General features: G+C 69.5%; 11 protein-coding genes. 8 read left to right on the top strand and 3 right to left on the bottom strand.

From position 1 onward, the window contains the following. Positions 1 to 151: 151 nt before the first annotated feature. From ABEA43_RS51365 to ABEA43_RS51355, 3 genes are read right to left on the bottom strand one after another with little or no spacing between them, the layout of a single operon-like run. Positions 152 to 454 (bottom strand): antibiotic biosynthesis monooxygenase family protein, encoded by a 303-nt coding sequence (locus ABEA43_RS51365; RefSeq protein ID WP_345573574.1) that lies wholly within the window; start codon positions 452 to 454, stop codon positions 152 to 154. Then, positions 451 to 777, bottom strand: a complete 327-nt coding sequence (locus ABEA43_RS51360) for an antibiotic biosynthesis monooxygenase family protein (protein WP_345573572.1) — start codon at positions 775 to 777, stop codon at positions 451 to 453. Before ABEA43_RS51360 ends, ABEA43_RS51365 begins: the two co-directional genes overlap by 4 nt. A gap of 1 nt (position 778) precedes the next feature. Further along, positions 779 to 1,507 carry an SDR family NAD(P)-dependent oxidoreductase gene (locus tag ABEA43_RS51355; RefSeq protein ID WP_345573569.1) on the bottom strand — a complete coding sequence of 243 codons (729 nt, stop codon included), beginning with the start codon at positions 1,505 to 1,507 and terminating at the stop codon, positions 779 to 781. 148 nt (positions 1,508 to 1,655) lie between these two features. Here ABEA43_RS51355 and ABEA43_RS51350 point away from each other — a divergent pair, with 148 nt between their 5' ends. The 8 genes from ABEA43_RS51350 (at position 1,656) to ABEA43_RS51315 (ending at position 8,415) form a co-directional block, all read left to right on the top strand. Beyond that, positions 1,656 to 2,024 carry a SchA/CurD-like domain-containing protein gene (locus ABEA43_RS51350; protein WP_345573566.1) on the top strand — a complete coding sequence of 123 codons (369 nt, stop codon included), beginning with the start codon at positions 1,656 to 1,658 and terminating at the stop codon, positions 2,022 to 2,024. After that, positions 2,021 to 2,764, top strand: coding sequence for an SDR family oxidoreductase (locus ABEA43_RS51345; RefSeq protein ID WP_345573563.1), 744 nt, complete (start codon positions 2,021 to 2,023; stop codon positions 2,762 to 2,764). Before ABEA43_RS51350 ends, ABEA43_RS51345 begins: the two co-directional genes overlap by 4 nt. 4 nt (positions 2,765 to 2,768) lie before the next feature. Continuing rightward, on the top strand, positions 2,769 to 3,689 hold the full coding sequence (locus tag ABEA43_RS51340; RefSeq protein WP_345573561.1) for an amidohydrolase family protein: 921 nt from the start codon (positions 2,769 to 2,771) through the stop codon (positions 3,687 to 3,689). After that, positions 3,686 to 3,976 (top strand): antibiotic biosynthesis monooxygenase family protein, encoded by a 291-nt coding sequence (locus ABEA43_RS51335; protein ID WP_345573559.1) that lies wholly within the window; start codon positions 3,686 to 3,688, stop codon positions 3,974 to 3,976. Before ABEA43_RS51340 ends, ABEA43_RS51335 begins: the two co-directional genes overlap by 4 nt. 310 nt (positions 3,977 to 4,286) lie before the next feature. Continuing rightward, the gene (locus ABEA43_RS51330) at positions 4,287 to 5,006 is read left to right on the top strand and encodes a sensor histidine kinase (RefSeq protein ID WP_345573557.1); all 720 of its coding nucleotides are present in this window, start codon (positions 4,287 to 4,289) and stop codon (positions 5,004 to 5,006) included. Next, positions 4,978 to 5,670, top strand: a complete 693-nt coding sequence (locus tag ABEA43_RS51325) for a response regulator (protein WP_345573555.1) — start codon at positions 4,978 to 4,980, stop codon at positions 5,668 to 5,670. The genes ABEA43_RS51330 and ABEA43_RS51325 overlap by 29 nt, the downstream gene beginning before the upstream one ends. 118 nt (positions 5,671 to 5,788) lie before the next feature. After that, the gene (locus tag ABEA43_RS51320; protein ID WP_345573553.1) at positions 5,789 to 7,735 is read left to right on the top strand and encodes a multicopper oxidase family protein; all 1,947 of its coding nucleotides are present in this window, start codon (positions 5,789 to 5,791) and stop codon (positions 7,733 to 7,735) included. Next, positions 7,735 to 8,415 (top strand): sulfotransferase family protein, encoded by a 681-nt coding sequence (locus ABEA43_RS51315; RefSeq protein ID WP_345573550.1) that lies wholly within the window; start codon positions 7,735 to 7,737, stop codon positions 8,413 to 8,415. The genes ABEA43_RS51320 and ABEA43_RS51315 overlap by 1 nt, the downstream gene beginning before the upstream one ends. Positions 8,416 to 8,511 lie beyond the last annotated feature (96 nt).

The raw sequence follows: 8,511 nt of genomic DNA, 5'->3' as shown, positions 1-8,511 counted from the left end.
TCCGCGATGCGGAGCATGACGATCGAGTCCTTGCCCCCGGAGAAGAGCAGACATGGACGCTCGAACTCGGCCGCCACTTCGCGCATGATGTGGATGGCCTCGGCTTCGAGCACGTCGAGCTGCGACGCCGTGCGGGCGGTGGCGGTGCTCATCAGTAGGCTGCCACCACGTCGAGCAGCATGAACGGACGCTCCCTGCGCGGGTCCCGGTAGGGCCGCAGTGCAGCGGTGTCCGCCTTGTGGGCGCTGCCGCGTTCCCACGTCTCGAACGCCTGCCTGCTCTCCCACTCACTCACCACGACGAAGTCGGCCGGGTCGTGCGCCGGCCGCCACAGCTGGCTGCCGAGCAGGCCGGGCGTGCCCGCCAGTCTGCCGCTGATCAGGTGGAACGCCTCAAGGAGTGCCTGCTCCTCACCCTGCGGCGCCCGGTACCAGAGCAGCACCCGCACGCTCATCGCGCCTCCCCGGCGGACTTGAGCAGGTGGCCGACCACGTGCATGGTCGAGATCGTGGCCGACTCGCGATAGGGGTGCAGCAGCGCGCGATGCTCGCCGTGCTCCCAGCTCTCCTCGAACTCCCTGAAGCGCCGCTCGTCCACCCAGTCGCTGCTGATGTAGTAGACGCTGTCCTCACTCGTGCTGCGCATCAGCCAGTGCCCCAGGTTGGCGGGATGTTCCGTGACGGCAGCTCCCACGGATCGCCACGCCTGCTCGAACTCGTCCTCCATGCCGCTGTGGATGTGCATCTTGAGCAGCACGCGGAAGCCGGGCGTGGTCATGTCAGGTGCCTCCGTCGACGTTGATGGTCTCGCCGGTGACGTAGCTCGCCAGGTCGCTGGCCAGGAACGTGACCACGGCCGCGATCTCCTCCGGCCGGCCCAGGCGGCCGAGGCTGATGATCCGTTCATACTGGGTGGTGCGCTCGGGCGGCAGGCCGGCCGTGTCGATGATCCCGGGCGCCACGACGTTGACCCGGACGCCCCGGGGGCCGAGCTCCTTGCAGAGCGTGCGGGCCAGGCCGATCAGCGCCGCCTTGGAGGCCGTGTAGTGGGCTCGCAGCGGCAGCCCGACCATCGCCACCTTCGAGCCGATGTAGACGATGGACGAGCCGGGCCTCAGCAGCGGCAGCGCCTGCTGCGTGAGCGTGAACGCCCCGGTCAGGTTGGTGTCGATGATCCGCCGCCACTCGTCCAGGCTGAGCTCGGGGAAGGGGATGTGGGAGATCGCGCCGGCGTTGCTCACCACGATGTCGAGGCCGCCGAAGGCGGCGGAGCACTCCTCGACGAGCCTGGTGACCTCAGCCGGGTCGGAGACGTCGGCCTTGACCAGGCGATGCTCGCCGCCGAGGCTCTTGAGCTCGCGTGCGAGGCTGTCCGCCGCCTCGGATTCGGTGCGGTAGCAGGCCAGCACGGCGGCGCCGGCCCTGGCCAGCCCGAGCGTCACCGCCCTGCCGATCCCGCGGGTGCCGCCCGTCACGAGAGCGGCCTTTCCGTCCAGTCGGATGTCCATGTTCCCTGCCTATCAACGCTGTCTACCACCCGCGGAACGTCGCCTCCCCCGCGCAGGGGAGGCCGCGATCGGTACGTGGGCGGGAAGACGCGCGGCGGGCGAGAGGGCGAGGCTGTGCGCTGAATCCGAGCGACCATGGAGGATCGCCATGCAGCGACTGGCCATCATGTTCAGGATCAAGCCGGGCACCGAGGACAAGGTGCGCGACCTGCTGGCCAACTACGCGCCGCCGGTGCGGGTCACGGCCGACGGCACCAGGATGCTCAGCACGTCCGTCTTCATGAAGGACGGCATCGTGGTCCGGATGATCGAGATCGAGGGCCACGTGCCTTCGCTCATGGCGCACATCGCCCAGGACCCGAGCATCCAGTACGTGGAGAGCGAGCTGGACAAGTACGTGGTCGAGGAGGACCGCCGCTCGGCCGACACCCCCGAGGGCGCGCGCGAGTTCTTCCTGCGCATGGGCATGGAGCACATCACCACCCGCGTGGCTCCGCTCGAAGGCGCTGAGGCATGAGCGACGGCGGGACGTTCCTGATCACCGGCGCGACCGGGCAGGTGGCGCCTGCCACGATCGCGCTGCTGGCCAAGCGGGGAGATGCCCTGCTGCTCACCGGTAGGAACGAGGAGCGCCTGGCCGAGCTGGAGCGCACCTACGGCGAGCCGGGCCGCATCGAGACGTTCGCCGCGGACGTGACCACCGAGCAGGGCGCGGTCGGGGCGGCCGAGGCCGCCGTGTCGCGGCTGGGCCGGCTCGACGGGCTCATCCACATGGTGGGCGGCTTCGGCGCCGGCCCCGTCTTCATGACCCGCGTCGAGGAGTACGACCGGCTGCTGCGGGTCAACTTCCTGTCGGCCGTCTGCGCGACGCAGGCGGTGCTGCCGCACCTCGACGGCGGCGGGCGGCTGGTGTTCTTCGGCTCGCCGCTGGCGAGCGAGCCGCTGGCGGCGCTCGGCGGGTACGCGGCCGGCAAGGCGGCGCTGACGGCCTGGATGCGCTCGCTCTCGCACGAGGTGAAGCACCGGGGCATCCACGCCAACGCCGTCATCATGACGATGGCCGACACGCCGCAGGCCCGGCAGGAGCGCTCGCACGTGGACTTCGACCACGCGGTCACGCCGGACCTGGTCGCGCGGGTGGTGGCGTTTCTGACCGGGGAGGGCGCTGACGGCCTGTACGGCTCGCTGGTCCCGGTCATGGGCAAGTTCGGCTTCAGCAGCGCGCTGGCCGGCCCGCCGCCGCGGAAGGCGGGCTGATCGCATGCTCATCGACGTGCACGGGCACCTGGCGCCGCCGGGTGAGAAGGCGGGCGGGCCGCCGGGGATGCACGACCCCGAAGGGATGATCGAGGCCAAGCTGGCCCTCGGCATCGAGATGACGATCATCGGCAGCCCGGTCGGGGCGGGCTCCATGCTGCCGGGCACAGGGGCCGCCAACTACCGCCAGGACGCGGGCACCGTACGGGCGCACAACGAGGCCCTCGCCGAGCTGGCCCGGCGGTACCCCGCCCACCTGCGCTGCTACGCCTACCTTGACCCGTTCGCGGGTGAGAGGATGCTGGCGCAGGCCGCCGACCTGCTGACCGAGCCCGAGTTCGTCGGCTTGGTGGTCAACACCAGCGTGGCGGGCCGGTTCCTGAGCTCGCCCGGGGCCGACGACTTCTTCGCCTTCGCGGCCGAGACCGGTGTGCCGGTGCTGGTGCATCCGCCGGCGGAGCCGGTGGGCACGGAAGCGGTGCTGGACCTGGGGCCGGGCGTGGTCGAGCACCTGGCCCGGTTCAACGACGTCACCATGGGCGTGGCGGCCCTGGTGTGCGCGGGCCGGCTCGAGCGCCATCCGGAGCTGCGGATCATCGCACCGGGCGGTGGCGGCGCGCTCGGCGTGCTGGCGGAGAAGCTGGACCTGGCCATGGCACCGAGACCGGGTGCCGGGGACGACCGGCGGCCCCGTCTGGTTCCCAGCCGTTCACTGCGCAAGGTCCTGGTGGACACCTCGTGCCCGAACCGGGCGCAACTGCGTGCCAACCTCGCCTTCTTCGGGCCGGAGCAGGTCCTGTTCGGCACGGACGCGCCCCCGCTCATGGGCGAGCTGAAGCGCATGACGGAGCTGGTGTCAGAGCTGGACCCCGGCACGCTGACGGCCAACGCCGAGCGGATCTTCGAGCTGGGGGTCCGGGCGTGAGCGGGCCGGTGCGCGCCGTGCTGACCATGGCCGTGCCCGCTGCTCGTGCCGACGAGTTCGAGCTCGCCTGGCAGCGGGCCGCCACCTGGGCCGGCCGGCAGCCCGGCTGCCTGCGCCAGTCGCTCTGCGCCACGGACGCCGGCTACGTCATCACCTCCGACTGGTCGGACGAGGAGTCCTTCCGCCGCTTCGAACGCAGCCCCGGGCAGGACGAGGCGACGGCCCGGCTGCGTGCCTTGCGTACCTCAGCGCGAATGGAGGTGCAGCGCATCGTCCATCACCAATGACTCCCCGCACAATGGAGATGCCGCCTTCCCCAAAGGCGGCATTTACCATGCCCGAAAATAGGCATTTAGCGGCCGTGTTTATAACGCAATGTTAATTTGATAAATTATTGTTTCCTGATCGATCTGCCCATAATGTGGTTTGCGTAGGTCACTGGGGCTCTTTCGCACGCGTACGTTTCCGCGCCGCCGAAGACGGGGATTTGAGGCGGCGTGTCTCATCGGGGTAGATCAGGGGGTAACTACGCTGACACGCCTACACAGCGCCTTACTCGGACCCGGCCAGAACCTCACCGCGTTCCTGCTCGGCTTCGTGATCGGACTGTCGATCGCAGCGGCGTTCTGGCTGGTCAGGCGGCGCGCCATGAGCCGGCGGCCCAGCTCCGCGGACACCCTCGAAGAGCGCCGGCGCATCGCCAGGGAGCTGCACGACGGCCTGGGGCACGGCCTGCTCCTCATCGCCATGCACGCGAGACGCCTGCCCGCGCTCGCCCCGCAGACCAGGCCCGTCGCCGAGGCCATCGATGAGACGGTGAGCGACATCCTCGGCCAGGTGCGCACGGCCATCGGCGTGCTGCGCGGCGGCAGGCCGCGCCCCGTGCGCGGATCGGCCGCGCCCCTGTCGGCGCAGGTCGCCGCCCTGATCTCCGGGCTGCCCAGCGACGCGGAAGCCGTGCGGTTCACGGTCAGGGGCGTCGAGCATCAGGTGTCGGCGCGCATCGAGGACGTGGCGCTCAGGCTCGTCCAGGAAGGACTGACGAACGCCTTTAAACACTGCAGGGCCCTGCCCGTGCGGGTCGATCTCGATTTCGGCGGCGACGGCCTGAAAGTGAGCGTTATTAGCGGCACGGGTGAGCTGGACGACCAGGTGCACCAGCTCGGCGGCTACGGGCTGCTCGGCATGCGGGAGGGCGTGGTCGCGACGGGCGGCGGATTCGAATGCGGTCCTCTGACCGACGGGGGCTTTCTCATCAGGGCTTGGTTGCCGACCGAGGAGAGGATGCATGAAGCGCGTGTGTCTGGCGATCGTTGACGATCAGCCATTGGTACGCCGGGGATTGAGGGCCACGTTCGATGACGTACCGGACGTGTCGGTGGTGAGGGAGGCGGCGAACGGGGTGGAGGCGCTGCATGGGTTGCGTGGGAATCACGCGGATGTGGTGCTGATGGATATCAACATGCCTCGGATGGGGGGTTTGGAGGCGACGCGGCGGATCTGTGAGGGGTCGGGGCCGCGGGTGATTATTTTGACGATGTATGACCAGGATGAGTATGTCTTCGAGGCGCTGCGGGCGGGTGCGTCGGGGTTCGTGCTGAAGGATTCGTCGCCGGAGTTGCTGGTGGAGGCGGTGCGTACGGTGGCGTCGGGGGAGGGGTTGCTGGCTCCGTCGGTGACGCGGCGGTTGATCGCGGAGTTCGCTCGGCGTCCGGTGGTGTCGGCCGCGGTGGTGCCGGGGCTGGTGGGGTTGACGGATCGGGAGCTGGATGTGTTCCGGTTGCTGGTGCGGGGTCATCGCAATGAGGACATCGCGCGGTTGCTGGTGCTGGGGGAGTCGACGGTGAAGTCGCACGTTCAGCATCTGTATCAGAAGCTGGGGGTGCGTGACCGGGTGCAGGTGGTGATCTACGCCTACGAGAACGGGCTCGTGCAACCCGGCTGCGGACGGCAGGACGCCTCCATGGCCGCCGGTCGCTAGCACGAACGGCGGCCCGTGCGCCTCGTACGACGGCATGCGGCGATGGTCCAAAGGAGGAGACGCTTTCTCATCACGGCGGTGGAAGACCGGCCGAGCCGGTGGTGCCTAGCGTGACGCCGTGGACGAAACGGGTGTATTCCAGCAGGGTGCCACGCGGCGCCAGATGTTACTCGGCTCCGGCGGCCTCGCCGCGCTGGGCCTCGGACTCGGTGGCGAAGGCCAGGCGGCGACGGTGCCGAAGGCGGCGGCGACCGCCCGTGGCGGGGTGCCGCCGCGGGACCCGACCTTGGTCATCAACAAGTTCGTGGACCGGCTGCCGATCCCGCCGGTCATGAAGCCGCAGCGGTACGGCTCGGTGTGGGAGCTGACGGTTCGCATGAAGGTGATCAAGCGGCGGCTGCACTCCGAGCTGCCGCCCTCGACGCTGTGGACCTACGAGGGCTCCTTCCCCGGGCCGACCATCGAGGTGCGGCGCGGTCAGCGGCTACGGACGACCTGGGTCAACCAACTCCAGGGCACGATGCCGATCATCGCCGTACGCGCCGCCGAGGACGCCATCGGCCGCCCCGGCGAACCCCCCACCAACTGGCCGGGCCGGGAGAAGACCGAGCCGGTCGAGGGCGTGGAGAACATCCCGCCGTGGGCGGCGGTGCACCTGCACGGGGCGCACGTGGGCGGCGCCAACGACGGCTGGGGCGAGAACGTCATCCTGCCCGGTGACGCCCAGCTCTCCGAGTACCCCAACGACCAGGCCGGCACGACGCTCTGGTATCACGACCACGCCATGCACCTGACCCGCTGGACCCAGATGGCCGGCCTGGCGGGCATGTACGTCATGCGCGACGACGAGGAGGAATCCCTCGGCCTGCCGGACGGCAAGTACGAGATCCCCCTCATGTTCTGCGACCGCAACTTCGACCTCGACGCCGGCAAACGGCCCAACGGCCAGCTGCTGCACAAGGTCGAGATCGCCAGCCCGATGAAGATCATCGTGCCGTTCGCCGGGCCGTACACGCTGGTCAACGGCATGGTCTGGCCCTACCTGGACGTGTCCGCACGCTGGTACCGCTTCCGCATGCTCAACATGTCGAACTCCCGGGTCTACCGCCTGGTCCTGCTCGACGAGCAGAACCAGGTCGTGTCCGGGGCGTTCAAGCTGATCGGCACCGACCAGGGCCTGCTGGGCGCGCCCGTGCCGCTGACCGGGCCGCTGGTCCTCTCCCCCGCCGAGCGGGCCGACGTGCTGATCGACTTCAAGGAGCTGGCAGGCAGGACGCTCAAGCTGGTCGACACGCGCCCCGGTATCACCCCCGGCCAGCCCGACCTGTCGAACAACATCAACGAGCCGGACGTCATGCAGTTCCGGGTGGCCGGCAAGCCCGGCGACGACCGCTTCGCGCTGCCCGCCACGGTGTCGCCGACGTTCACGCGCGTCACCCACGACGACGTTCCCGCCGACCACCAGCACCGCTGGATCGTGCTCACCCGCCCGGGCGCGCCCGCCGAGGCCGAGCAGTGGGAGATGGAGGAGGTCGATCCCGCGACCGTGCAGATCCCCGGGGATGGCATCATCCAGGTCCAGAGCGCCGACGGCCAGGTCAAGACGCTCAGGCGCATCTCCCGCAACTTCCAGGACACCGCGAACTTCCTCATCGAGCGCGGCAAATGGGAGTTGTGGCGCTTCCTGGATCTCGGCGGCCCGCCGCACCCCATGCACGTGCACGCCGTCGACTTCCACGTGCTGAGCCGCGACATCTACGACGTCAGCGGCTGGAGCAGGGCGGTGCGCGGCAGCACCAAGCCGATCAAGTTCCTGCGCAACGGCGTGCTCGAACCGCACGAGCAGGGCCGCAAGGACGTCATCAGGGCCGCGGGCGGCGAGGGCTTCACCGGCGAGCTGATCACCATCGCGGTGCGGTTCAACGCCGTCGGCCGCTTCGTCTACCACTGCCACACGCTGGAGCACGAGGTGCACATGATGCGGCCGTTCGTCGTCATGCCCACGGAGATGATGAAGTACGGGCACGGTGCCGGCCACTCGCACGGCGCTCACGGAACACACTGATGAAGGCCATCGGCGTCGGCTTCGGCCGGACCGGCACCACCTCGCTGAAAGCGGCGCTGGAGCTGCTCGGGCACGGCCCTTGCTATCACATGTTCGACATCGTCGAGGAGCCGGCCAGGATCGGTACCTGGATCGATGCCGCGGAAGGGAGCCCCGTCGACTGGGACCACGCCTTCGAGGGATTCGCCAGCGTCGTCGACTTTCCCGCCGCCGCGTTCTGGCGGGAGCTGGTGGCCCGCTACCCGGACGCCAAGGTGATCCTCACCGTGCGCGACCCCGACTCCTGGTACGAGAGCGCCACCAAGACCATCTTCAGGAAGGCCCTGCGTGCCCGCCGCCCCATGGCCAGGATCGGGTTCGCGCTGGTCTCCCGCATCGCTCCGGATCTGGGCGCGTTCGTCAAGATGACCGATGTGGCGATCATGCGCAGGGTCTTCGACGGCAGGGTGGCCGACCGCGAGCACGCCATCGCGGTCTACCGTCGCCACATCGAGCAGGTCAAGGCCGAGGTGCCGGGGGAGCGGCTGCTCGTCTACGACGTCTCCGAGGGCTGGGAGCCGCTGTGCGCGTTCCTGAGCGCGCCCGTGCCCGAGGAGCCGTTCCCGCGTGGCAACGACGCCCGCACGTTCGACCGGGAGGAAAAGGAGCGCGTGCGCCGCCTCATGCACAGACGGCGCTGACCTCGTACGTCACCGGAGCCGCCGGTGGTCCGTCCGGACCGCCGGCGGCTTCACATGTGTCTGCCAACGGTCAGGCGACGGTCAGGAAAGGGTCAG

It is taken from the genome of Nonomuraea rosea (genome assembly GCF_039539705.1).
Taxonomy (GTDB): Bacteria; Actinomycetota; Actinomycetes; order Streptosporangiales; family Streptosporangiaceae; genus Nonomuraea; species Nonomuraea rosea.
Note: the sequence above shows the minus strand (reverse complement) of the source record. Positions and strands in the feature narration are given on the sequence as shown.

What these genes read in the sequence shown, in the direction of transcription:
- ABEA43_RS51365 (WP_345573574.1), bottom strand. Translation starts at nt 454, where the DNA reads ATGAGCGTGCGGGTGCTGCTCTGGTACCGGGCGCCGCAGGGTGAGGAG.
- ABEA43_RS51360 (WP_345573572.1), bottom strand. Translation starts at nt 777, where the DNA reads ATGACCACGCCCGGCTTCCGCGTGCTGCTCAAGATGCACATCCACAGC.
- ABEA43_RS51355 (WP_345573569.1), bottom strand. Translation starts at nt 1,507, where the DNA reads ATGGACATCCGACTGGACGGAAAGGCCGCTCTCGTGACGGGCGGCACC.
- ABEA43_RS51350 (WP_345573566.1), top strand. Translation starts at nt 1,656, where the DNA reads ATGCAGCGACTGGCCATCATGTTCAGGATCAAGCCGGGCACCGAGGAC.
- ABEA43_RS51345 (WP_345573563.1), top strand. Translation starts at nt 2,021, where the DNA reads ATGAGCGACGGCGGGACGTTCCTGATCACCGGCGCGACCGGGCAGGTG.
- ABEA43_RS51340 (WP_345573561.1), top strand. Translation starts at nt 2,769, where the DNA reads ATGCTCATCGACGTGCACGGGCACCTGGCGCCGCCGGGTGAGAAGGCG.
- ABEA43_RS51325 (WP_345573555.1), top strand. Translation starts at nt 4,978, where the DNA reads ATGAAGCGCGTGTGTCTGGCGATCGTTGACGATCAGCCATTGGTACGC.
- ABEA43_RS51315 (WP_345573550.1), top strand. Translation starts at nt 7,735, where the DNA reads ATGAAGGCCATCGGCGTCGGCTTCGGCCGGACCGGCACCACCTCGCTG.